The sequence below is a fragment of the Streptomyces racemochromogenes genome (assembly GCF_044129415.1).
In the GTDB taxonomy this organism is placed as follows: Bacteria; Actinomycetota; Actinomycetes; order Streptomycetales; family Streptomycetaceae; genus Streptomyces; species Streptomyces racemochromogenes_A.
Window position 1 is genome coordinate 49,103 of sequence record NZ_JBBDHD010000032.1, and the last position, 21,836, is coordinate 70,938.

Below are 21,836 nucleotides of genomic sequence, written 5' to 3' on the forward strand. Positions count from 1 at the left end.
GACAGCGCCCCCGGCCGGGGCCCGACGCGGGCCTCTCGGCGCCGGCCCGGCACCCGGTCGGCCTCCGTCGGCGGCGTCTGGGCGCGGGTCTGGGCGGGTGACCTGCGTGGCTACGCGGCACGTCCCGCCCGGGGCGGCCGCCGTCCCCAACAGCCGCACCCACACCTGAACCGCCACACCCCCGCGCTGCCGCCCCGGCTCGGTGCCCCAGGCAGCGGCGCTCCAGGGTCACCACATGGGTGATCCAGGCGAGGTGCTGGTGGCCCGGGTGCGGGCAGTCCTCGCTGACGCGGGCCTCGAACCGCCCCCGGAGCCGGGGGAGTCCACCTCATCCGCCATGCCCAGGGCGTCGTGGTCGGCTGGATGCCCGGGACCACGTCCGTCAGGCCGCCGGCGCCCGGCCGTCACGGACGTGAAGAGCGCCAACGCGCTCGTCATCTCCAACAGCCACTCCAGCCGATGCGGTCGCGGGTGACCGGGAGTGGTCCGGTACCCTCCCCCACCGACACCTCGCGCCGACCGGCCGATTCGCTCTCGCGGCGGCCGCGGATCAGCCGACGGACCGGCCTATGAGATCCAGCAGCCGCCCCAGCGCCTCCCCGACAGGCTGGCCGACCGCGCCGACGACGGCGGCGATCTGCGCCACGCGCGCCAGCACGAGCCCGCGCTCGCGCAACGCTTGCCGGTCCCCGGCGAGTTCGGGCAGGACCTCCTCCACGGTCCGCACCTGCTCCGGAGTGAGGTGCCCTCGCAGCTCCACGAGGAGGCGGGTGAGCTCCTCTACGCGGGCACGGAGCTCGGGGTCCTGGACGGGGGCTCCGACGACCCCGTAGTTGATGCCCACGTTCCCCTGCCCGCCGTCCATGAAGGCCTGCGGCCCGTAGTTGTTCGTCGTGTGGTGCGTCGCGTCGCTCACAGCTTGATCCCCGTGTTCCCCTGGCCGCCGTTCAGGATGGCGACAGGACCGTGGTTGTTGGTGGTGTGGAACTGCTTCACGACGACCGTGAACTCGGCGTCGGGGTAGTTGATCGCGTAGACGATCCGCCCCGCGATCTGCCGCAACTCGTCAATGCTCGGCAGTGTCACGGCCAGGAGGGAGCCGCCGGCCGTCTCGACGGCCAGCACCGGCCTCGCCGCCCTGAACGCGCCCGCGAGGGCGGTTGCCGCCACGACGACCACGACGGTCAGCAACAGGCGAAAGCCGCCGCCCCCGATGCTCACCTCGGTCCCGGTCACCAGCCGGTCCACAAGGCCGGTCGCCACGATGAGCACGGCACCGAAGAACAGCCACTTCAGCACCCGCAGGAGTGCCGTCCCCCAGTCGGGCTTCACCTTGAAGGCATCGACCGACGCGATGTTGTGCAACGGAACGGCCTTCGAGCCCAACCACAGCATGCGGCCGCTGACCCGCAGGACGAGCCTGCCCCGGCTGAGCGACCCCATCAGCTCGTCGGGCGGCACGAACGGCGGCGGCACCGAAAGCTGTGGTGGCGGCCCCAACGGGGGCGGTGGTGGTGGCGGTGGCTCCGACGGTGGTGGTGCCCCGGCATTTCCCATGACGGCCATGCGCGCTCCCCCGTAACCCTATGGATTTCGCCAGCACAGCGCTGGAACACCATTAGGCGCTCGCGGCCGCTCGTCGGGGGAGACCTGATGCGGCCATTTCGCCGTCCCGGCGCGATTTCGACCCCGGAAGGGTCCGTTCATCGGCCGCGCACGCCTCCGGGGGCGGGCAGTCGCGGCTTGTCTCCTGTCCCCCTGCCCCCCGGCGGCGGCTGGGAGCCGGCCTCAGGCAAGCGGCACAAGGAAGTGGCTACGTTGCCGGGGCCGCGACGGTGCAGCAGCGGCGATCATGCAGCAGGGCCCACAGGACGTTGACGCATCGTCGGGCAAGGGCAAGGGCAAGGCCAAGGGCAAGGGCAAGGACCGCCTGGACGGGGCGTTTGCCCTCGGCTCGCTTGCGGTCGTAGACGGCTCGTGAGTTGGGGTCGCGCTGGATGCTGAACAGCGCCGACGCATAGAAGACGCGTTGCAGGCCGCGGTGGTAGCACTTCGGCCGATGGAAGTTTCCGCCGATCTCGCCCGAGTCCCGCGGGGCAGGTGTCACCCCCGCGAAGGCCGCGAGCCGGTCAGGGGTGGCGAAAGCGTCGAGGCTTTCCGTCGACGGCGGCGAGGAACTCGGCCCCGGGCACGGCCCCGATGCCGGGCATCGACTCGATGATCTCGGCGAGCTCGTGCGCGCGGAATCGCTCCTCGATCCGGCCCTCGACCTCGGCGACCTTCTCGTTGAGGGACACGAGTTCACCGACCGGGGTGCACACCCTACTCGCGATGGCCTGCTCCCCCGCGACCGCGGTGTGCTGGCTCTCCGCCGCCTCCACGGCCTTGGCGGCGAGGGCCCCGGCGTAACTATCGCGTCGTGGCCGACCTCGTCGACGCCGACGGCCACCCGGGCGCGGTATAGCTGGGTGTGTGGGTCTCCAACACCAAGAGCCGCCTGGACAAGCTCACCACCGACCAGCTCGTCGCCCTCGCGAAGCTCGGCGTGGACTGGGCGTGACAAGCCACCTCGCTCGTCGTTCAGCGGGGCGGCGACGGGTTCCGTGAACGCTTCCCGTTCACGGAACCCGTCGTACGGGCTGGGGGAGCTCCGGCCGGGCCGCTGGGGTCATGCGGCCGGCTCGTGGTGTCAGCCGTTGAGCGGGGTGTCGTAGTGGATCCACCCGGACCAGTTGCCGTCGTGGTCGCGGTTGCGGCCCCAGTACTCCGCCTGCTGGTCGTAGTAGAACATTCGGAAGGACCAGGGGTCGCTGGTGTCGTAGTCGTAGGTGTACACCTTGCTGTAAGCCTTGCCGCCCATGGAGATCCACCGAGACCAGTCCCCGTCGGAGTCCGTCCAGCGGGTCCACACCGCGCGGTCGGAGCCGACGACGAAGTCCTGCTTCGTGCCGTTGGGCAGGACGCGGGTGGTCGGCGAGTATTCGCAGAGGTAGACGCCGCCTCCGTACGAGCAGTAGGCCGCCCCCGCCTGGGCCGGTGTGGCCATCACCGCGACGCTCGCCACCGCGGTGGCCGCGACCGCGGCTGCCTTCAACTTGCGGACCAGCATGTCTCTCCTTCGTGCGTGCGTCCGTCCCCTTCGGGCACGGACGCGTTTCCTTCCGGCCGCCGGGGCGGTAGGGCGCCCCTGCGGCAGGCACAGTCGATCACGGTGTCAGGGCACGGTCCCAGGCAATTCCACCCGCAAAACAACGGCTCGGCGTACTTTTGCCGGATCTACCGCCGACCGTTGCCGTCCCGGCCTGTGATCCGCGGCCGGGCCCGGCCGGGGAGCCGAAGTGGGACGGATTCCGAGCTCTGATCTCAGTCGACGGGCCGGGTGGTGCCGCGTTCGAGGCGCGGCTCTGAGATGGCCCCGGCGTTTCCGCAGATCGCAGCCGGGGCCGCGCAGCCGCCGGATGCGACCGCGCGGGATGTCTGGAGTCCCTGTTCGCCGAACGGCGGTGGACGGTGCCGTGGGTGCTGTGTCCGTACGGCCCGGCGTGGCGCTTGCGGCTCGGGCCGCGGGCGAGTTCCGGACAGCAGCACCACGTCGAACGCGACGAAATGCGCCGGCGGTGCGCGAGTCTTCAAGCGGATGGACGAGCCCTATCGTCCTGCCGTGCGGGGCTGGCAGAAGTACCAGACGCGCGTCGCCGGGGCAACTGGTACGGCTCTCGCGCGGCAGTTGCACCGGTCCCGGCACGGCCACCCATGGACGGGCTGGTCATTCTCCGCCGGGTGGGGAAGCAGCGAGAAGCCGGCCGTCACGCTGGTGGAGCCCAAGCCGGTGGTGGAGGTCGGTATCGACGTCGCCCGCGATGCCGAGTCGGCGCTGCTCCACTTCTCCAGCCCCAACCCTGCGTGCCTGGACTGCAGGAGCAGGAAGACAGTCGTATTTTCTATTTTCAGAACGTGGGACCCGCTGAGACTCTCATTGTCCATCGCTCACATATCACAAATTCAATTGAAATTGCGACTGTTGTCAACCTCTGCCGATCGGCCCTACATTTGAGGAGCAGGACCTCCAACCGGATACGATTGCCAGTGCACCACACATCGAACATCCCACCCCCGGGGGCAAATCGAGCAGTTTACCGCACGCAAATCAAGTGTGGAACCCAAGCATCAGTGGCGCATGGCGACGGGGGCGTCCGCGACATCATTACCGGAGAACGTCACCGCCGATTCGAGAAAGGCAAATCACCATGTCACTCCCTTGGAGCCAGTGGTACGCATCCATCGAATCAGTAAATTTCCCTGACCGCTACATAAGGCACTTCAACTTCCTGGGACGCATAGACGTCATCCAAGCCGGGAATAATCAAGACTCAAAAGACGGCACATTCATACTCGTTGAAGGTCTTGCGGACCCCCGCCACTTTTCTATCATGTCCGTCACCGCGAGCAATTTCTTCCTGCGCCATCAGGACTGGCGAATCAAGCTCCAAAGAAACGATGCGTCGGATCAGTTCGCAGCCGACGCAACTTTCCAAATCACTCCACCCCTGGCATACAACAGGACATCGGCACCATCCGGAATTTCCTTCAGATCATACAATATCCCTGAATGTTTCATACGCCATTCAAACTTTGAGCTGTGGCTGGGTAAGGCCGAGTTCACGGATCAGTACGCCCTCGACGCATCATTCAACGTGCGAAAGGCCTTGCTCCCGAACCCGTAATTTAACCTCTCCCGGATTTAGCGCTGCAGCAGCGGCATGCAAGCACTGCAAGTATTCCGACGAAGGAGCAGGTTAGCCGCGCTTGACCAGGACCGAACGAGAAGCCCTGCGCGCTCTGTCCGGCGGTTTCAGGAGCGACCGTCCAGATTCAGGTTCTCGCACAGCCGACAGCAAGAAATCTAGTCCGTGAAACGGTGTAGACCACGCGCGCAAAGCGAAGCTCGGTCTGCGACAGATGAACGTCGAGGATGTACGTGCCGGGCCGTCCCAGATCATCCTCGGGGTAGTAGCTCGTATGCGCGCCAGGGAGTCGTGGCGGAACTGGTCGACCCGGGGTCACGCCCGATCGGCTCCAAGACCACGATCACCTTCCACCACCGCACCATCGAGCGCAGGCCTTCGCCGAGGGCCTGCCACGCGTCGCCTCCCGCCTGCACGCCGTCGACCCCGTCCGGTACCCCGCGAAGAGGACGAGGTGTCCACCCTGGTCGTGCCGGTCTTCCTGGACGCTGACGAGAATCCAGAGGACATCTGCCGGATCGGTCGATCCTGCAAGGTCACGCGGTGGTGGCTCCTGCGGTGATCAGGTCGCGGACTCCCGGCAGGCCGGCTTCCGCCAGAGCGCGGCGCTGGCGGTCGGCCGCCGTGCCCCGCTGGCGCAGCCGGTGGACGAGCGAGGTCACCTCGCGGTGATCACCGTTCTCTTCGAGAGCGGGGCCGATGTACCGCAGGAGCGCGTTCAGCACGTCCCCGCTGCTCCGTAGCCGGCCCGCCGGGTCGACCAGCGTGCTGCCCAGCCCGTGTCTGGCCGCATGCCATGTCGCGGCCTGTAGGAGCTCCGCTCTGCAGGGCGCAAGAGCGACTCCGGCCTTCTCCTCGGCGAGCGCGGTGGCGGCGAGCCCGCGGACGACACCGGCCAGTATCACCGCGTCGTCCGCCTCCAACTGCACGTCACAGCAGCGCACCTCGACCGTCGGGTAGCGCTCGGAGAGGCGGGCGTGCCAGTACAACTGCCCCCGGTCCGGGATTACCCCCGGTTTCACCAGCGCCTCGGCCCGCGCCTCGTAGTCCGCCAGCCCCGCGAAATGCGGTGGCGGGCCGCTGACCGGCCAGCGGCCGAAGACGATCGTGCGCCAGCTGGCGAAGCCGGTGTCCCGTCCGTCCCAAAGGGGCCCGTTCGCGGACATCGCCAACAACGTCGGAAGCCAGACGCGCAGCCGGTTCAGGACGGCCACCCCGGTCTCGCGGTCGGGCACCCCCACATGGACGTGTATCCCGCAGATCAGCTGCTCATCGACCAGCAACCGGGCCTCTTCCTGCATCTTCACGTACCTCGCCGTGCTGGTGATGGGTACGGGCGAGGCGCTCCTGACCGGCGCGGTGGCAGAGACGGCGATGCGGCAGCCGTTCGCCTGCGCAGCGGCGGCGACCGCCTGGCGCAACCGCAGGAGATGGCCTCCCACCTCCACAAGGGCCGTACACACAGGGGTGGCGACTTCGATCTGAGCCTGCAGCAGCTCGTCCTGGACCTCTCGCTCTCCCGCGATGGGTGTCAGACAGGCTGTGGCACGTACCTGCTGCACGAGTGGGGTAGGAAGGAGCGTCAGCGGGTTGACCAGCAAGTACTCCTCTTCGACCCCAACAGTGATCATGCTGGGTGGTACCCCGAACCTGATGTGATCACCCAGGTGAAGGCCGGTTACCACACAATGAGGCGCATTCCAGTGCTCCTCGCGTGTTTGTTCGACCGTGGCTGCGGCTGGCGGCTGGCGGCTGGCGGCTGGCGGCTGGTGAGGTTCGGCATCCTCTCCGTAGGCGGTCATCTCGGCTTTGACCTGCAGCACCCGGGCCTGGCCGCGGTCTTCCGGGCCGCGACGCAAGTCGGCGTGGGCGCCGTATCGGGTGTCCGCGGCCAGGACGGCAGGCCGTACCCCGTTCCCGTCGAGTTCATCGAGCATGTCCAGCGCCAGCTGCCACTTGGCCCGGGGGTGGGCGGTGTCGGGGATCTTGCAGGCCCGCCTGCCGGCTTCGGCGTCGGGGCCGTCCCAGGCGGCGGCCAGGAAAAGCCGCCAGGACAGCGGGCACGAGGCGGCGTCGGAGGCGGCGTGGACGCTGACGCCGATCTGGCCGTTGCCGACCGTGCCCAGGGTGCCCGAGTACTGCCGGGCCACCCCCGGCGAAGCGGTGCCGTCCTTGGGAGACCCGGTGTCGTCCACCACCCACACCTGCGGCCGCACCACCCGCACGGCCCGCCATGACAATCCGGCCCGGACATCCTCGACCGGCCAGGTCGGCGTCCTCTACACCCTCGCCCCTGACCGCCTCGGCCAGATCGCCACCGCCCCCATCACCCTCGCCCCCAGGCCCGATGGCTGAGCGAACGCTGGGGCAAACCCCCGGGGGCGTCGCCAGAAGCCATACTGGCGCTCAGCCTCTGGCTGGCTAGGGTTCCGTCCATGAATGATCATCTGATGGATTCGGTCCCCTGTGGAGGCGTGGCAAGACGGCGGACGCCGCCACGTCCTGTCGACGTGGCCGGATTGGTTCCAGGGCTCGCCACGTGGGCGCGGGACACGGTACGTATGCACCCCCGGAGGGGTGCGCCGTCGCCCACCGAGAGCTCCGTGGGCGGGCCGTTGTTGTGGCCGGCAGACGAAGCCTGGCCGGTCTGTACCCAAATGCATCACACCTTCGGCGACGGCCTGCCGAGCAGTTCCAGGGTGCCGATGGTGCCGGTCGTCCAGGCCTTCCGCTCGGACCTGCCCCCCGGTGTGGTGCCGTTCCCTGACGGGACGGACATCCTGCAGGTGCTCTGGTGCCCGTTCACCCATGAGTTTCCCGGATCACCGTGGCCCCTGGTGTTCTGGCGCGACTCCTCTACCGTACGGACGGTGCGCCCAGCGCCGCCGACGGATCCGGCCGCGTCCCGTCGGTATGTTCCGGCGCCGTGCGTGGTGCACCCGGAGCGGGTGACGGAATACCCCAGCTGGGATCTGCCCGAGGACCTGGCCGACGAGTGGCGGGACGACTTCCGCCGACTGCAGGCGGCGATCCCGCCGCATGGGGCGCTTCCGCTGCTGTCCTTCTCCGACTTCGCCGAGGCGCCGGGCATCAAACTCGGCGGCTATCCGTCCTGGTTCACCGGGGAGGGGTGGGTGGACTGCGAGCGATGTGGCCGCCGCATGGACCACCTGCTCACGGTGGCCAGCTGGGAGTGCGACGGAGCCTCGTGGCACATCTGGCTGCCTTTGGAGGACCGGGACGAGGACGGCGGCCGGGCAGTCCCCGTCGACCCCACGGGCCTTGCTCTAGGTGATGTGGGCTCGGTGTACATCTTCGAGTGTCGCGTCTGCCCGGATCGCCCCTTCGCTCACTGGTGGGACTGCAGCTGACGGGATCCCTCCGTCACCGGCCCCCCGCCTCGCCGCCGCTCGTGTTCCGCGGGCCGCGAAACGCTGCACCCGGATGAGCCCGAGCCGTACAGCGACGACTGCTGGGTCCAGATCCCCGAGGTCGCCCTCAAGTCCGGGAACGGGCTGCTGACGCTGCAAGAGATCGACACCCTGCCCGGCAAGCCGAAAGCGCCCGAGAAGGAACTGACGATGACCGAGCAGCTCATCCGTGCAATGAGCATGGAATGGGACCCGGCAGTTCCACGACACGTTCCAGGAAGGCCGAGGCTGCCGCCGAGTCGACCGGCGTCGTCGACCTCATCCAGCGGTGTGACACCACCGAAGCGATCATCGGCACCCTCACCCGCCCCCCAGCCCTCCGGGCCAGTCGCGCTTGGGCGGTCGCTGCGGACGGTGGTGGGCGCCGGCCCGATGCTGCACGCAGGGCGAGTCCCACCTTCCGGGCACCGATGGTCTCACCGAGGGGATCGCCGGACAGGGGGCGCTCACGCCAACTCCCCCTGAGCGGGCCGCCGATCACTCAAATGTACGATGCCCCTGGATGGCCGAGAACCATCGTCGTTCGGGACGTCACGGGGGTGTCCCGAACTCCTTTCTTCACCCCGTTCAGGAGCGCTCTCATGAAGCGTCGCGTAACCGCTCTGGGCACCACGGTCCTGTCTCTTGCCGCCTTGCTCGGCTTTGCCCCGACCGCGAGTGCGTCCGTCCCCACCTGTACGACGGGGCAGCAGGTCTCCGTGGGTGGCTACGGAACCTGGGTGCCGGTGTCGTCCACCGGCTCGGTGGACTGTGTCATGGGCCAGCAGTCGGGGTTCAACACCGGAACCTATGACCTCCAGGTTTCGCTCCGTCGGTGTAACGGCGCCAACGGCCTTGCAGAGGACGGCTACTACGGCCCCGCCACCGCCCAGGCGGTACGGGACTTCCAGGCCAGGATGGGCATCTCCGTGGACGGCGTCTACGGCCCCCAGACGCGAAGGGCCATGTACTGGAACGCCAACACGTACCCTCAGACGATCTGCAACAAGTTCTGAGCTTGCCGCTCAGCGTCCGACCTCGAACAAGTGCCCTGTGATCACTCGTTCGATTGTCTCCGGGACGTGGGCACGGCCTTCGCGTGATCCTGAACTCGACCAAGAGATGCAGGACTTGGCTCGAAGGCCGTACCCGGGGGCGTACAGGGCGAGCCGTTCGCGGAACTGTCACCGTTCCGGGGGGTCTTCTATGGCTGCCCGCCCGGGCGGCGCGACGCGCTGCGCTTGCTGCAGGGCGGCGTGGTCGGGGAATCCCATGCTGGTCTCCTGTGGTGCTGCGGGTGGAGTGCAAGGGTGCCGTTCGGGGTGCCTCGGGGGGCGGCCATGTTGCTGTTCTGTGACGGTGCGAACCGGTCAGCGGGTGTTTGTCGGCTGGTCTCGCAGCGGCTCCTCGTGCGGCGGTGCGGGCGCGTCAGGTGGTGGACGGCTGCGTGCGCCAGCCCCTGCGAACTCCCCGCCGGCCACCACGGTGCCCACACGGCGTTCCTCCGCCTCACGCCCGACCCGCCGAACGCGGCAGGCGGCCGTTGACGGGCCGCGAGAGGGCGAGGTGGCTGCGCACGGTGCCGCATCTGGGGTTTCGGCGGCGAGTTCGTCTTCGGCGACCCCGGCACCTGGGGCACCCGAGCAGGCGGTCACCACCACCGCGACCCGCCGCTACGGCACCGCGTCGCCCGGTGAACCGGCCGGTCTGGCTCTGGTGGTCGCGCACCGGCGCCGGCGCCGAGGACGTCGACCGCTGCTGGCAGGCGTTCCTCCGCCGCTTCGACGGGGAGCACACCTTCCGCCTGCTCAAGCAGAGCCCCGGCTGCGCGACCCCGAGGCGGCCGACCGGTGGACCTGGCTGGTGGTCGCCGCGCACACGCGGCTCCGCCTCGCCCGGCCGCTCGTCGCCGAGCTTCGCCACCCCTGGGAGCGACCGGCGGAACCGAACAAGCTCACCCCGCCCGGGCCCGGCGCGGGTTCCGGAACCTGCGCACGAAGGCCGATGCGGCCGGCTCAGCCCTGCGCGGCCCGGCCCGCGTTGGACGCTGCCCCCTGGCTTCGCACCGCCCCGGAAGCAGGCGTACGCCGGCCGCCCACCGAGCGGGCTGGGCGGTCCTGGGACGGAGTGGGCCAAATCTTGCTCAAGGCCGGGCCTGCGCCCGCCGCCCGGACGCGGGAAGCGTCTAGCTTGTCCGGACATGAGTCTCGATCACAGCTGTGGGTCAGAGGTGTCCGTCGCGCGTCGCCGACTGGTGCGTGCGGGGTTGACCGGGGCCGCGGCGTTAGGGGCGGGGCTGGTGTGCCCGGCGTCGGCGGCCTCGGGGGCGCGAGCCGGGGCGGCAGCCGTTGGCGGGTCGCGGCCGTGTGGACCAGGGCGTGCGTGGAGTGAGCTGGTGGCGGGGAACCGGCGGTGGCGAACCTTTCACGAGAGCCATCCGGACCGGGCCGGGAACGTGCGCCGGGAGCTGGTGGGTGGGCAGCACCCGTTCGCGGTGGTCCTGGGGTGCGTGGACTCGCGGGTGCCGCCGGAGTTGGTCTTCGACCAGGGGCTGGGCGATCTGCTCACCGTGCGGTCGGCGGGCGAGGTCCTGGACGAAGCGGTCCTGGGCAGCATCTCGTACGGGGTGCTGGAACTGGGCGTCCCGTTGATCGTCGTCCTGGGCCATCAGGGGTGCGGGGCGGTAGCTGCCGCCGTGCACGCCGAGGCCGGCGGCGCGCTTCCGGCGCACGTCCGCTACCTGGCGGAGCGGATCCGGCCGGCCATCGATCACCGGCTTGAGGGCGAGGCCAGGATCGACGCGGCGGTCACCGAGAACGTGCGCCGGGTCCGGACGCGCCTGACTGCCGAGCCGGACCTCGCCGCCCGGGTCGCCGACGGTTGCCTGGCCATCGTCGGAGCACGCTACGAACTGACCAGCCAGTTGGTGCGCAAGGTGCCCTGATCGCCCCCGGCCGGTGAACTTCCCGGCGGATCCGCACGCGGTAGACTTGCAGAGTTATGCAATTTACTAGTTCTCGATATGACGGACGGGGTTGCGGTGCGGTGCCCTCGGCGGGTCCGGGGCGTCGGTGATGGCCGGGCACCCCGGCGGGCGGGCGGCCGTCGCGACCCGCAAGCACCTGGGGACGGTGCCGCTGGTGCCGGCGTCCGTACGGGCCGCGCGCGAACGCAGCGAACGCTCTCTGGCCCTCTTCGGGCCGGAGAGCTCCTCCGCGCTCTTCGCCGCCGGGCAGGGGCTGCGCAGTGACGTCCGTATCGGGCCTTCCCCCGGCGGGTCCGGCACGGTCGCCGTCCGCTTCATCCTTCCGGAAGGCACGCCGTGACCAGCAGCAGTGGAGAGGTCGCCAGGTTGTACGAGATCACCTACCTCGGCACCGGCCCTGAGCCTCGGGTTCGCAGGGTCGGGGCCGGCGAGGTCGCAGCCGTCATCGAGCACGCAGGAAAGCACGGCATACAGGTTCTCGTCCGCCCGTTCCGCCGCCCGGTCGAGGGGCCGGGCCCCCGGAAGGAAGACGCATCGTGACGGACAACCCGACCGGGAAGGACACAGGTGCGGTGCACGAGAAGTGGAAGGAGAAGGGGGTCGCGATGCGGGCCTTCTTCTACATCTTCGGCACGCACGTGTTCGCCGGGTTCATCTGGTTGCTCTTCTACCTGGGGCAGCACGCCCAGAAGTGAGACCAGGACCGAAGTGGGATCCAGGCACGCCCGGGGTGCGGGTTCAGTAGGGGAGAGAGCGGCCGTCTTCCGGTGTCAGAAGCGCGTTGAACCCGCACTAACGGAAGACGGCCGCCGCATGTGGGGTGCGGTCCCCGGGGCCTGCACCGTGGGACATCGTCCAGGCGGGGCGGCCGGCCTTGAGGTCGGCCAGGAGTTCTGCCTGGCCCTCCAGGACGCCGGAGAGGATGCCGCGGGCCACCCGTAGAGCTCGGCGATCTGGGGGTGGGTCAGGCTGTAGAACACGTTCTAGCCTTCGCGGCGGGTGACCACCAGGTTGGCCTTGCGCAGGACGGCGAGCTGCGGGGAGAGGCTCGCGGCTTCCACGCCGACCTCGGGCAGCATCTCGGCGACCGCATGCTCGCGTACGGACAGGAGCTCCAGGACGCGGATGCGCACCGGGTGCCCCAGCGTTTTGAAGAACTCCGCCTTCAGCTGGTAGAGCGGCGTGCTCACCTGTGTGCCTCTCCCTCGACTGCCCGTCTCATCCACCCGGACCCGTTCCACAATTGCGGCCAGTCGTCGGTGGTCCACTGCTTGACCGTTCCGCACGCGCCGTGGGCGGCCAGAGCGGTGGCAAGGTCGCAGTGGACGGGCACGTGCGGGCAGGTCGCATCGGGGACGAGCGAGCCGTCGGCGGGGATCGCGGCGAGCTCCAGCCGGCGGCCGCTCTCGCCGAGACGGCGGGCGGCCCGGGCGACCGCGAGCTGCCCGCCGGCCGACCAGCCCAGCAGTGCGGTGAGATCGAGGATGACCGGGCCGGTGCCCCGGGCGAGCGCCCAGCCGATCGCTCCGTTGAACCGGTCGGTGGCCTCCGCGCCGAGATACCCGGCCAGGGACAGCACGCCCAGGTCCTGACGGGTGGTGTAGCGCCATTCGATCGTCATCGTCAGCTCCTCGGCTTCACAGGGGAAGGGTGATCCAGACGGCCTTGCCGCGGCCGTCCGCATCCGCCCGTACGACAGCGGTGCCGCCGAGCTCCCTCGTCATTTCGACCACCATGGCCAGGCCGCTGCCCGGCGCGGTGCCGAGCGCGCCGAACAGGGCGGGCCGGCAGGGGTGGTGGTCGTGGACGGCGAACGCGAAGGCGCCGGGTCCGTGGGCGTAGGTCACGGTGATCATCGGGGAGGACACGGCGGCGTGACGGACGGCGTTGGTGACCAGCTCGGACATGATCAGCAGCGCCGGTCCCACGCTCGGGTGCCGTAGGCCCACCCCGCATTCCACGAGGACCGACTCGGTGGTCTCCCGGGCGATGCGCACGGCCGAGCCCATGGCCGGTACGTCCAGCACGTGCCGGTAGGGCATCGCCTCGACCTGGACCCTCACCGGCCAGCCCCCGAAACGGGGCGGGCCAGACGGAAGCCGGAAACGGACTGCGGATGCAGCCGCAGCAGGGTGTCGTGCGGTCCGTGACTCCAGCCGCGCAGGGTGCGCCGGTAGTGCGCGGCCTCATCCGGGTCGGCGATGATCTCCGCCCGGCCGTGGACGCTGACCGTCCAGCCGGTCCCCGCCGGGGTGCGGACCTCATCCACCTGGTAGGTCAGCAGTGCCCGGCCTGCGATCGTGGCGGCTTGCACGGGGGCGCGGACCACGAGGCGCCCGTACTCCATCACATGTGCGGCGGGGCGGACGACGGCCACCTCCCGCTGGACGTGGACGAGGCGGCCCTGAGCGGAGCCGTCCAGGAGCCACAGGGCCTCTGCGCCGGAGACCTCGATCATGCGGAGGTCGGCGGGGACGGTCATCGTGGGGCCTTCCGGATGCGGTGCGGTCGGTGATGCGTACGCGGCAGCAGGCCCGCCTGCTCCAGATACTTGCGGGCGCCGGCGATCGCCTCCGGGGTGGTGGCGTACTCGCGGCCCCCCGGGCGCAGCAGTTCCAGGGCGCCGACGGCATCCAGGGCCTGGCGCTGGCCGGGCCGGATGCCGGAGGCCATGACGGCGATCCCGCGCCGGTTGAGCTTCTCCACGGCGTCTTTGAGGACGAGGGCCCCGGTGGCGTCCAGGGTGGTCACCCTCGCCATGCGCAGGATCACCACCTCGACGTCGGCGACCTCGGAGAGTTCGAGGAGGAAGCGGTGGGCGCCGGCGAAGAAGAGCGGGCCGTCGATGCGGTAGGCCACGATGTGCTCGGCGAGCAGCGCGTGCTCCTCGTCGCTGTGCTCGCCGGGCAGGTCGGGCCTGAAGTCGACCTGCTCCATCCGCGCCTGGCTCGCCACCGCCTTCAACGCGAGGGCGCCCGCGACGACGAGCCCGATGATCACCGCGTACACGAGGTCGAGGATCAGCGTGGCGGCAGCGGTCAGGACCAGGACGACGGCGTCGGAGCGGGTCGCCTTCGCCATCGCGCGCAGGGAGCCGACCTCCACCATCCGGATCGCCGTCGCCAGCAGTACGCCCGCAAGCGCGGCGAGCGGGATCTTCGAGACCAGGGGGGCGGCGGCGAACACGATCACCGCGAGTACCACGGCGTGGGTGAGCGCGGCCAGCCGGGAGGAGGCGCCGGTACGGACGTTGACCGCGGTGCGCGCGATGGCGGCGGTGGCCGGCACGCCACCGAACAGCGGGGCCGCGAGGTTGGCGAGGCCCTGGCCGAACAGCTCCTTGTCCGGGTCGTGCCGCTGCCCGACCGTCATCCCGTCCGCCACCGTCGCCGACAGCAGCGACTCCAGCGCGGCGAGCGCCGCGACCGCGACCGCAGGGGCCAGCAGGGAGCCGAACGCGGAAACATCGAGGAAGGCAAGCGACGGGGCGGGGAGTCCGGAGGGAAGGTCCCCGATCGGGGCCGCCGCGTCGAGGTGGAACACCTGGGTGATCACGGTGGCGGCGATCACCGCGACGATCGAGAACGGGACCGTCGGCTTCCACCGCGCCCCGGCCAGCATCACCGCCGCCACACCCACGGACAGGCCGATCGCCGTCCAGTTCGGGAACGCCACGAACTCCACGAGCGCCCGCCACGCCACGAGCAGGACCTTCTCCCCCTCCGGCTTGTCGACCCCCAGCGCGTTGGGTATCTGCTGGAGGCCGATCACGCCCGCGATCCCCAGGGTGAAGCCCTCCACCACCGGCGCCGGCACGTACCGCATGTACCGCCCGGCGCGCAGCAGCGCGAGACCGATCAGAAGGACACCGGCCATCAGCCCGACGGTGAGGACGCCCCCGGGCCCGTAGCGGGCGACGATCGGCACCAGCACCACGGTCATCGCACCGGTCGGCCCGGACACCTGGAGGTTCGACCCTCCGAACAGGGCGGCCAGCGCACCCGCGACCACGGCGGTGGCCAGCCCCGCCTCCGCACCCAGGCCGGAGGAGACCCCGAACCCGAGAGCGAGCGGAAGGGCGACGATCGCCACGGTGAGCCCGGCCAGCAGGTCCCGGCGGGGGCTGCCGGCCATGACCGCGTAGTCGGCCCGGGCGGGCAGGAGGGAGCGGACCCGGCCCAGCACGGCCGTCACCGCGGTGTTCGCGCTCACGATGCCGGAACCTCGGACTCGCGCAGTTCCTCCAGCAGCACGCTCTGCCCCGTCAGCACCTCGGTCAGGATCCGCCGCGCCGCGAGCATCAGCTGCGCCACGTCCCCGCCCGCCAGCTCATAGACGACCGTCGCGCCGTTACGGGTCGAGGTGACGATGCCCGAGCGGCGCAGGACCGCGAGCTGCTGGGACAGGGCGGACGGCTCGACCTCGATCGCGGCCAGCAGGTCCCGCACCGGCATCGGCCCGTCCCGCAGCAGCTCCAGGACCCTTATCCGCACCGGGTGTCCGAGCATCCGGAAGAACTCGGCCTTGGCCTGATACAGCGGAACCGGCACGGTTTCGGACCCTTCTCACCGCCCCGAACGGGGCACGGCTTGGTGCTGTGCCCGCGGCTACCTACGGACACAGCACCTACAGGTTCTATGAAATTGCAGACTTTTGCAATTTGCTATGATGGCTACTCCATCGCGCGGGTGCCCCTGTCGGCCGGCCGGCCGGTCCGCCCCAGGCGCCCCCGCTTCCCGGACCTCAAGAAATCTGCGTGAATGAGCGACAACCTGCCTCCGTGTCCGAAGTGCTCCGGTGAGTACACCTACGAGATGAACGCTCTGATGGTCTGCCCGGAGTGCGGCCACGAATGGGTACCTGCCGAAAGCACGGGAGGTGACGTCGGGGAGCGAGTGGTCAAGGACGCCGTCGGCAACGTGCTGTGCGATGGCGACAGCGTGACCGTCGTGAAGGCGTTGAAGGTCAAGGGCAGCCCCTCGGGCATCAAGGCGGGCACCAAGGTCCGCAACATCCGCTTGATCGACGGCGTCGACGGCCACGACATCGATTGCCGGATCGAGGGCTTCGGAGCCATGCAGCTCAAGTCGAGCGTGGTCAAGAAGGCCTGACTGGCGGCCGGTCGTGTCCGTCGGGCGCCTCGGGGTTCCGATCCGGGTGCGCGACGAGGTGTCCGGCAACCCGTTGTCCGTCGCGGCAGGTGTGGCCATCGACAACGCCATGCCCGTCCCCGGCGCCGCGAGACGGAGCTGACCGGGTCGGACAACGGCACGGGCATCCCAGCCGGGGGCCGCCGGAGCGGACTCCAGAACCTCGACGAGCGGGCCACGGCGCCGGGCGGGACCTCCGGCCGGAAGCCGGTGACGAGGTCCGAGCGGATCCGCGGGGCACCGGTCATCCGGTACCCCACCCAGGGCCGCGGCAGCGCCTCGTACCGGTTCGCAACGTCGGAGTCCGCGACGGCGCTCCAGCCCGGATGCGTCTCGGTGCGGCTCCGGCACGGTCCCGCGGCGTCATGGCCTCCGGCCGACGGACTCAGACATGCGGTACGACGGCGACCGGGCAGCGTGCGTGGTGGAGCGCGGCGTGGGCCACCGAGCCGGTCCTCGGGCCCACCGGCGACTGCCGGACCTGCCGTCCGACGACGAGCAGCTCGGCACGGGAGGCCGCCGACAGCAGCACTTCCGCCCCGCTGCCCATCTCCACGTGTTCGACGACCTCCACCTCGGGGTATTTCTGCCGCCACGGTTCCAGCGCCTGCTCCAGCGCCGCCTTCTCGTACGGCTCCAGGCCGCCGAACCGGTCGGCGAGCCACAGCGATCCCGGGCTGTAGGCGTAGACCGGGGGCAGGCTCCAAGCACGTACGGCCCGCAGCGTGGTGTGGCGGGCGGCTGCCGCCTCGAAGGCGAACCGCAGTACGTCGCCGGACTCCGCCACGCCGCCCTGCTGGCCGACGACGACTTCTCCCTCGCCGGGGCCGGGAGCCGGCGCTCCCTTCGCCTCGCGCACCGAGACGACGGGGCACTCCGCGGCGGCGATGACCTGCCGGCCGTAGGAGCCCAGCAGGAATCCGAGGACGGCGCCGTGGCCCCGGGAGCCGATGACCAGCATCCCGGCTTCCCTTCCGGCCCGCAGCAGGGCCGGCACGGTCGCATCCCGCAGTACGTCCGCCGTCAGCTCCAGCTGAGGGAACCGGTCGGCCAGGTCGGTCTCGGCCGCCTTGAGGACCTCCTGCGCGCGGCGTGCCGCCGACTCCCGGTCCTGGGTGACGGGCAGGTCGAGCGGCTGCCACAACCAGGCGTGTACGAGGCGCAGTGGCACGTCACGGCGCACGGCCTCGCGTGCGGCCCAGTCTGCGGCGGCCAGGCTTTCGGGAGAGCCGTCGACTCCGGCGACCAGGGGGCGGGGGCGATTCACGTATCTCGTCCTTTCGCGGTTTCGCGGCGTCATGGGGATGGTGGGGCTGGTGTTGCGCCGGCCGGGGGAACCGGCGCAACCGGCTTCACCTTCCCTCCCCCGGACAGACCCGAAGAAGGGCCGACAGTCCCTCTGCGAGGGCCGGCCCTCCCCTGCCTCCGCGGGCGGACCGGGTGCGGGGTGTCAGACGACGGGACCGGTCGGGTCCCGACGGGGACCACTGGGCCCTCCCGCAGGAGGCGCCCCGGGCTCAGGGTGGAGGTGACGACCGGCATCCCTCGAAAAGACGGGCAGGCGCGATGACGACCTACGTGTACGGCTTCAGCCAGGGCCGCCGGGAGATGGCCGGACTGCTCGGCGGCAAGGGCGCCAACCTCGCGGAGATGGCCCGCATGGGTCTGCCCGTGCCGCCGGGTTTCACGGTCACCACCGAGGCCTGCCGGGTGTTCCTCGCCACCGGTGAGCCGCCGCCGGAGCTCGAAGACCAGCTCGCCCGGCACCTGGCGGCCCTGGAGCGGGCGGCGGGCAAGCGGCTCGGGCAGGTCGACGACCCGCTGCTGCTGTCCGTCCGGTCCGGGGCCCGGTTCTCGATGCCCGGGATGATGGACACGATCCTCGACATCGGGCTGAACGACCTCTCGGTCCTGGGGCTCGGCAAGACGCCGGAGCGCGAGCGGTTCGCCTGGGACTCCTACCGGCGCCTCGTGCAGATGTTCGGCAGTGCGGTCATGGGGGTGGACAGCGCGCTGTTCGAGGCCCTGATCGGCGGTCTGGAGCGGCAGCACACGGTGGCCGACGACAGCCGGCTCGACACCGTGGACCTGATCCGGCTGGTCGAGGCCTTCAAGGACCTGATCGCGGAACGGACCGGTGAGGAGTTCCCCCAGGATCCGTCCGAGCAGCTGCGGCGCGCGGTCCTCGCCGTCTTCGCCTCCTGGGACGGCGAACGGGCCCGGATCTACCGCCGCCGCGAGCACATCCCCGACGACCTGGGAACCGCCGTCAGCATCCAGACGATGGTCTTCGGCAACCTGGGGCCCGACTCCGGGAGCGGCGTCGCCTTCACCCGCGACCCGGCCACCGGGCGGCCGGGGGCCTACGGGGACTACCTGCCCAACGCCCAGGGTGAGGACGTCGTGGCCGGCGTCCGCAACACCGTGCCCCTCCGACAGCTGGCGGAGCTCGATCCCGGCTCGTACAAGGAGCTGTGCGCCCACATGGACCGCCTGGAGGCCCACTACCAGGACATGTGCGACATCGAGTTCACCATCGAGCGCGGGAAGCTGTGGATGCTCCAGACCCGCGTCGGCAAGCGCACCGCCCAGGCCGCCTTCGCAGTCGCCGCCCAGCTGGCCGACGAAGGTCTGATCTCCCCGCAGGAGGCACTGGCCCGGGTCGACGGGGACGCCCTGGCCCACCTGATGTTCCCGCGCTTCGACACCTCGGACCCGGACGTGGGCGCGGTGGTCGCGCGGGGGGTTCCCGCGTCGCCGGGAGCCGCCGTGGGAGCCGTGGTGTTCGACTCGGCCGAGGCGGTCCGCCGGGACGGGGCCGGCGAACAGGTGGTCCTCGTACGGCAGGAAACCACCCCCGACGACCTTCCCGGCATGATCGCCGCCCAGGCGGTGCTGACCGCCCGGGGCGGCAAGACCAGTCATGCGGCCGTCGTCGCGCGGGGCATGGGCAAGGTCTGCGTTTGCGGGGCGCAAGGCATCACGGTCGACCCGGTGGAGCGGAGCTTCACGACCGCGGACGGGGTCACCGTCACCGAGGGCACGGTCGTCTCCGTGGACGGCACCGAGGGCGTGGTGCGGCTGGGCGCCGTGCCGCTGGCCGAGTCGGAGGTCATGCGGTACTTCGAGGCCGGCGGACGGGCACCCGACGGCGAAGCGCAGCAGGTCGTCCGTGACGTGCACCGCATGATGGCCCTGGCGGACTCGGCGCGGCGCCTGGAGGTACGGGCCAACGCCGACACGCCCGAGGACGCTGCCCGGGCCCGGCGTTTCGGCGCCCGGGGAATCGGCCTGTGCCGGACCGAGCACATGTTCCTCGGCGACCGGCGCCCCCTGGTCGAGGCCGTGATCCTGGCCGACAGCGCCGCCGGGCGCACGCAGGCCCTCGCAGCGCTGCTGCCCCTGCAACGACAGGACTTCACCGGCATCCTGGAGGCGATGGACGGGCTGCCGGTCACCGTCAGGCTGCTGGACCCGCCGCTGCACGAGTTCCTGCCCGACCGGACCGAACTCGCCGTCCGGATCGCCCGGCAGGAGGCCGTCGGCCGGACTCCTGCCGCCCGGGACCGCGCACTCCTGTCGGCTGTGGAGCGGATGCACGAGGAGAACCCGATGCTCGGGCTGCGCGGCGTACGGCTGGGCCTGGTGGCCCCCGGGCTGGTGGCCATGCAGGTACGGGCCCTCGCCGAGGCCGTCGTCGCCCGCAGACAGGCCGGCGGCGACCCCCGCGCGGAGATCATGGTCCCGCTCGTCGGCGCCGCCGAGGAGCTGCACTTGGTGCGGAACGAGGTCGACGCGGTGCTCGCCGACGTCGCGAGGGAAAGCGGGGTCCCGCTCGACTGCCCGGTCGGTACGATGATCGAACTGCCCAGGGCGGCGCTGACCGCGGGCCGGATCGCCCGTGACGCGCACTTCTTCTCCTTCGGGACGAACGATCTGACCCAGACCACATGGGGCTTCTCGCGCGACGACGCCGAGGCGGCGTTCTTCCCGGCGTACCTCGACCGGGGCGTTTTCGAACGGTCGCCCTTCGAGACGATCGACCGCGAGGGCGTGGGCAGGCTCGTCGAGATCGCCGTCGCGGAGGGCCGCGCGAGCCGGCCGGACCTGACGGTCGGAGTCTGCGGGGAGCACGGCGGTGACCCGGCGTCCGTGCACTTCTTCCACGCGGCGGGGCTGGACTACGTCTCCTGCTCCCCGCTCCGCGTCCCGGTCGCCCGGCTGGAAGCCGGCCGCGCCGCGCTCCCGCCGTCATCCGCGGGCAGCAGCACCTGAGGCAGCCGCTCCCGGACGGCACGGGCCCGACCGGGGCCGTCACGCAGGGAACGCAGGGACCAACGGGCCGGCGGCCGGGCCCGTCGGCCCCTGCGGGCGCCTCCGGCACGGGGGTTGACTGAGCCTGGCGACGGGGAGGCACCCCGCTCCACGAAGGGCATGCCCATGGCGAACGAAACGCAGACCTGACGGCGTTGCGGGCCCTCAAGGCCGTCTTCGCCTGAGCCACGGCCCCGCGCGTCCGCACACCGACCACCGCCCGAACCAGGAGGTCCTCCGCATGACCCACCCGCTGCTCACTGCGCCGTCCATCCCCGGCCCCCGCTCACCGTCCCTGCCGGTCACGGTCGGTTTCGACGGTTCCCGTGAGAGCCTGGCCGCCGTCACCTGGGCCGCCGACGAGGCGCGCCGACGCGGTCTGGCGCTGCGGCTGCTGCACGCGTGGGGCCTGGAACCGGACGTCCATTCACCCCTCGTCGGACCCGGAACCCCCTCCCGGGTGAGCGAGGAGGTCCCGCGGACGACGGCCGAGCGGGTGCGCCGCACCCATCCGGGCCTGGAGGTGCTCGTCCGGCAGCGGTGCGGCGAGCCGGCCGCGGTGCTGTGCGAGGCCGCGGAGAAGTCCGAGCTGCTGGTGCTCGGCTCACGCGGGCGGGGCGGGGTCGCCGGGTTCGTCGTCGGTTCGGTGGCGCTGGCGGTGGTCGCCCGTACCCGGCGTCCGGTCGTCCTGGTCCGCGCCGGCGAGCCGGTTCCGGGTGGTGACGTCGTCCTCGGCCTGGACCTCTCGCACCCGTGCGACGAGGTGCTGGAGTTCGCCTTCTCCCAGGCCCACCGGCTCGGGGTGCCGCTGCGCGTCGTCCACAGCCCGCGTCACCCTGGTGGCTGCGGCCCCACGGCGCAGGCCGCGGCGGCGCCGGCCCCGGGCGCGGCGGACGCGGCCACCGCGACGGCCCTCGCCAGGGTGCTCGACCAGTGGCGGCACGCCTTCCCGGGCCTGCACGTCACCGCGGAGATCCGCCCCGGACACCCCGCCCGGCGGCTGCTGGACGCCTCTCACGCGGCCGCCCTCGTCGTCATCGGCCGCCGCAACCGGGACTCCCGCCTCGGGCCGCACACCGGAGGCCTCACCCGCACTCTGCTGCACCGCTCCCGGACCCCGGTGGCGGTCGTCCCGCACGACTGATCACGGCCCCGCCGCGGGGGGGGGGGGGGGGGGGGGGGGGGGGGGGGGGGGGGGGGGGGGGGGGGGGGGGGGGGGGGGGGGGGGGGG

At 71.1% G+C, this 21,836-nt stretch carries 22 protein-coding genes and 3 pseudogenes; 13 read left to right on the forward strand and 12 right to left on the reverse strand.

Annotation, left to right across the window (positions count from 1 at the left end):
- Positions 1-550 precede the first annotated feature (550 nt).
- The 3 genes and pseudogenes from WDV06_RS15265 to WDV06_RS15275 all read right to left on the reverse strand — a co-directional run.
- On the reverse strand, positions 551-916 hold the full coding sequence (locus tag WDV06_RS15265) for a hypothetical protein (protein ID WP_395510279.1): 366 nt from the start codon (positions 914-916) through the stop codon (positions 551-553).
- Positions 913-1,476, reverse strand: a complete 564-nt coding sequence (locus WDV06_RS15270; RefSeq protein ID WP_395510280.1) for a DUF6232 family protein — start codon at positions 1,474-1,476, stop codon at positions 913-915. Before WDV06_RS15270 ends, WDV06_RS15265 begins: the two co-directional genes overlap by 4 nt.
- 337 nt (positions 1,477-1,813) lie before the next feature.
- Positions 1,814-2,468, reverse strand: a pseudogene (locus WDV06_RS15275) (transposase); the annotation flags it as partial.
- Positions 2,469-2,470: 2 nt separating this feature from the next.
- Here WDV06_RS15275 and WDV06_RS15280 point away from each other — a divergent pair.
- Positions 2,471-2,560, forward strand: coding sequence for a helicase (locus tag WDV06_RS15280; RefSeq protein ID WP_395510281.1), 90 nt, complete (start codon positions 2,471-2,473; stop codon positions 2,558-2,560).
- A gap of 129 nt (positions 2,561-2,689) precedes the next feature.
- On the opposite strand, the gene WDV06_RS15285 is transcribed toward WDV06_RS15280, so the two are convergent.
- Entirely contained in the window at positions 2,690-3,109 is a 420-nt protein-coding gene (locus WDV06_RS15285; RefSeq protein ID WP_395510282.1) for a hypothetical protein, read from the reverse strand.
- A 528-nt stretch (positions 3,110-3,637) separates the two neighbouring features.
- Here WDV06_RS15285 and WDV06_RS15290 point away from each other — a divergent pair.
- Positions 3,638-4,054, forward strand: coding sequence for a hypothetical protein (locus WDV06_RS15290; protein ID WP_395510283.1), 417 nt, complete (start codon positions 3,638-3,640; stop codon positions 4,052-4,054).
- A gap of 193 nt (positions 4,055-4,247) precedes the next feature.
- A complete protein-coding gene (locus WDV06_RS15295) occupies positions 4,248-4,724 on the forward strand; it encodes an AbfB domain-containing protein (RefSeq protein WP_395510284.1) in 477 nt (158 codons plus the stop codon).
- Between the two features lie 557 nt (positions 4,725-5,281).
- Here WDV06_RS15295 and WDV06_RS15300 read toward each other — a convergent pair.
- Positions 5,282-6,970: an IS701 family transposase gene (locus tag WDV06_RS15300; RefSeq protein WP_395510285.1), complete on the reverse strand. Its 1,689-nt coding sequence runs from the start codon at positions 6,968-6,970 to the stop codon at positions 5,282-5,284.
- Here WDV06_RS15300 and WDV06_RS15305 point away from each other — a divergent pair.
- From WDV06_RS15305 to WDV06_RS15335, 7 genes and pseudogenes are all read left to right on the forward strand, one after another.
- The gene (locus WDV06_RS15305; protein ID WP_395510303.1) at positions 6,930-7,100 is read left to right on the forward strand and encodes a hypothetical protein; all 171 of its coding nucleotides are present in this window, start codon (positions 6,930-6,932) and stop codon (positions 7,098-7,100) included. The two genes, WDV06_RS15300 and WDV06_RS15305, sit on opposite strands and share 41 nt — an antisense overlap.
- Positions 7,101-7,402: 302 nt before the next feature.
- Positions 7,403-8,116, forward strand: a complete 714-nt coding sequence (locus WDV06_RS15310; RefSeq protein ID WP_395510286.1) for a DUF1963 domain-containing protein — start codon at positions 7,403-7,405, stop codon at positions 8,114-8,116.
- Between the two features lie 641 nt (positions 8,117-8,757).
- Positions 8,758-9,171 carry a peptidoglycan-binding domain-containing protein gene (locus WDV06_RS15315; protein WP_395510287.1) on the forward strand — a complete coding sequence of 138 codons (414 nt, stop codon included), beginning with the start codon at positions 8,758-8,760 and terminating at the stop codon, positions 9,169-9,171.
- Positions 9,172-9,753: 582 nt separating this feature from the next.
- Positions 9,754-10,344: pseudogene (locus WDV06_RS15320) on the forward strand (NF041680 family putative transposase); the annotation flags it as partial.
- Positions 10,345-10,355: 11 nt separating this feature from the next.
- Positions 10,356-11,099, forward strand: a complete 744-nt coding sequence (locus WDV06_RS15325; RefSeq protein WP_395510288.1) for a carbonic anhydrase — start codon at positions 10,356-10,358, stop codon at positions 11,097-11,099.
- 130 nt (positions 11,100-11,229) lie between these two features.
- Positions 11,230-11,481, forward strand: coding sequence for a hypothetical protein (locus tag WDV06_RS15330; protein WP_395510289.1), 252 nt, complete (start codon positions 11,230-11,232; stop codon positions 11,479-11,481).
- A 196-nt stretch (positions 11,482-11,677) separates the two neighbouring features.
- Positions 11,678-11,836: a DUF6126 family protein gene (locus tag WDV06_RS15335; protein WP_395510290.1), complete on the forward strand. Its 159-nt coding sequence runs from the start codon at positions 11,678-11,680 to the stop codon at positions 11,834-11,836.
- Positions 11,837-11,933: 97 nt separating this feature from the next.
- On the opposite strand, the pseudogene WDV06_RS15340 reads toward WDV06_RS15335, so the two are convergent.
- From WDV06_RS15340 to WDV06_RS15365, 6 genes and pseudogenes are all read right to left on the reverse strand, one after another.
- Positions 11,934-12,331: pseudogene (locus tag WDV06_RS15340) on the reverse strand (ArsR/SmtB family transcription factor).
- Positions 12,328-12,762, reverse strand: coding sequence for an STAS domain-containing protein (locus WDV06_RS15345; protein WP_395510291.1), 435 nt, complete (start codon positions 12,760-12,762; stop codon positions 12,328-12,330). Before WDV06_RS15345 ends, WDV06_RS15340 begins: the two are co-directional and overlap by 4 nt.
- Positions 12,763-12,778: 16 nt before the next feature.
- On the reverse strand, positions 12,779-13,183 hold the full coding sequence (locus WDV06_RS15350) for an ATP-binding protein (protein WP_395510301.1): 405 nt from the start codon (positions 13,181-13,183) through the stop codon (positions 12,779-12,781).
- Positions 13,184-13,200: 17 nt separating this feature from the next.
- On the reverse strand, positions 13,201-13,623 hold the full coding sequence (locus WDV06_RS15355) for a pyridoxamine 5'-phosphate oxidase family protein (RefSeq protein ID WP_395510292.1): 423 nt from the start codon (positions 13,621-13,623) through the stop codon (positions 13,201-13,203).
- Positions 13,620-15,275: a SulP family inorganic anion transporter gene (locus WDV06_RS15360; RefSeq protein WP_395510302.1), complete on the reverse strand. Its 1,656-nt coding sequence runs from the start codon at positions 15,273-15,275 to the stop codon at positions 13,620-13,622. The genes WDV06_RS15355 and WDV06_RS15360 overlap by 4 nt, the downstream gene beginning before the upstream one ends.
- A 74-nt stretch (positions 15,276-15,349) precedes the next feature.
- Positions 15,350-15,691, reverse strand: coding sequence for an ArsR/SmtB family transcription factor (locus tag WDV06_RS15365; RefSeq protein ID WP_395510293.1), 342 nt, complete (start codon positions 15,689-15,691; stop codon positions 15,350-15,352).
- A 210-nt stretch (positions 15,692-15,901) separates the two neighbouring features.
- On the opposite strand from WDV06_RS15365, the gene WDV06_RS15370 reads away from it, so the two are divergent.
- Positions 15,902-16,252: a zinc ribbon domain-containing protein YjdM gene (locus WDV06_RS15370; protein ID WP_395510294.1), complete on the forward strand. Its 351-nt coding sequence runs from the start codon at positions 15,902-15,904 to the stop codon at positions 16,250-16,252.
- Between the two features lie 424 nt (positions 16,253-16,676).
- Here WDV06_RS15370 and WDV06_RS15375 read toward each other — a convergent pair whose 3' ends face one another.
- Entirely contained in the window at positions 16,677-17,591 is a 915-nt protein-coding gene (locus WDV06_RS15375; RefSeq protein WP_395510295.1) for a universal stress protein, read from the reverse strand.
- A 266-nt stretch (positions 17,592-17,857) separates the two neighbouring features.
- Here WDV06_RS15375 and ppdK point away from each other — a divergent pair, with 266 nt between their 5' ends.
- Both ppdK and WDV06_RS15385 read left to right on the forward strand, forming a co-directional pair.
- Complete coding sequence (gene ppdK, locus WDV06_RS15380; RefSeq protein ID WP_395510296.1) at positions 17,858-20,566, forward strand: pyruvate, phosphate dikinase; 2,709 nt, start codon at positions 17,858-17,860, stop codon at positions 20,564-20,566.
- 280 nt (positions 20,567-20,846) lie between these two features.
- Complete coding sequence (locus WDV06_RS15385; RefSeq protein WP_395510297.1) at positions 20,847-21,749, forward strand: universal stress protein; 903 nt, start codon at positions 20,847-20,849, stop codon at positions 21,747-21,749.
- The last annotated feature ends 87 nt before the right edge of the window (positions 21,750-21,836 follow it).

Bases quoted from the DNA above. Each gene is read 5' to 3' on its own strand.
- WDV06_RS15290 (WP_395510283.1), top strand. From the start codon at position 3,638: ATGGACGAGCCCTATCGTCCTGCCGTGCGGGGCTGGCAGAAGTACCAG.
- WDV06_RS15375 (WP_395510295.1), bottom strand. From the start codon at position 17,591: ATGACGCCGCGAAACCGCGAAAGGACGAGATACGTGAATCGCCCCCGC.
- WDV06_RS15295 (WP_395510284.1), top strand. From the start codon at position 4,248: ATGTCACTCCCTTGGAGCCAGTGGTACGCATCCATCGAATCAGTAAAT.
- WDV06_RS15385 (WP_395510297.1), top strand. From the start codon at position 20,847: ATGACCCACCCGCTGCTCACTGCGCCGTCCATCCCCGGCCCCCGCTCA.
- WDV06_RS15350 (WP_395510301.1), bottom strand. From the start codon at position 13,183: ATGCCCTACCGGCACGTGCTGGACGTACCGGCCATGGGCTCGGCCGTG.
- WDV06_RS15310 (WP_395510286.1), top strand. From the start codon at position 7,403: ATGCATCACACCTTCGGCGACGGCCTGCCGAGCAGTTCCAGGGTGCCG.
- WDV06_RS15345 (WP_395510291.1), bottom strand. From the start codon at position 12,762: ATGACGATCGAATGGCGCTACACCACCCGTCAGGACCTGGGCGTGCTG.
- WDV06_RS15315 (WP_395510287.1), top strand. From the start codon at position 8,758: ATGAAGCGTCGCGTAACCGCTCTGGGCACCACGGTCCTGTCTCTTGCC.
- WDV06_RS15325 (WP_395510288.1), top strand. From the start codon at position 10,356: ATGAGTCTCGATCACAGCTGTGGGTCAGAGGTGTCCGTCGCGCGTCGC.
- ppdK (WP_395510296.1), top strand. From the start codon at position 17,858: ATGACGACCTACGTGTACGGCTTCAGCCAGGGCCGCCGGGAGATGGCC.
- WDV06_RS15330 (WP_395510289.1), top strand. From the start codon at position 11,230: ATGGCCGGGCACCCCGGCGGGCGGGCGGCCGTCGCGACCCGCAAGCAC.
- WDV06_RS15285 (WP_395510282.1), bottom strand. From the start codon at position 3,109: ATGCTGGTCCGCAAGTTGAAGGCAGCCGCGGTCGCGGCCACCGCGGTG.
- WDV06_RS15355 (WP_395510292.1), bottom strand. From the start codon at position 13,623: ATGACCGTCCCCGCCGACCTCCGCATGATCGAGGTCTCCGGCGCAGAG.
- WDV06_RS15370 (WP_395510294.1), top strand. From the start codon at position 15,902: ATGAGCGACAACCTGCCTCCGTGTCCGAAGTGCTCCGGTGAGTACACC.
- WDV06_RS15360 (WP_395510302.1), bottom strand. From the start codon at position 15,275: ATGGCCGGCAGCCCCCGCCGGGACCTGCTGGCCGGGCTCACCGTGGCG.